1 protein-coding gene is annotated in these 260 nt (G+C 37.7%); it reads left to right on the forward strand.

Going from position 1 to position 260, the window contains the following annotated elements; translation table 11 throughout:
* Positions 1-185: 185 nt before the first annotated feature.
* Positions 186-260 (forward strand): helix-turn-helix domain-containing protein (locus ACYQ4S_RS12710; RefSeq protein ID WP_459771544.1); only part of this gene is annotated, 75 nt, incomplete at its 3' end.

Consider the following 260-nt stretch of genomic DNA (forward strand, 5'->3'; position numbering starts at 1 on the left):
CAAGGATAGCTGCCGTTCTTGTAGGCAGTCCATTTTCTTTTTGGTATGCGTCTACTTTTTCTAGAATAACTTTTGGCATACGTATTTCTACGCGCTCTTTGTCAGACATATACTCACCTCCGACTTGATTGTACGGTATTTTCACAGTATAATCAAGTAACAAAGCGTAAGAGGAGGTGAAGAATATGTTGAAAGCTTATAAGTATCGGCTCTACCCAAATGAAGAACAAAAAAACTATTTTGCGAACTGTTTTGGTTGT

This window comes from Alkalibacterium sp. s-m-28 (assembly GCF_054658175.1).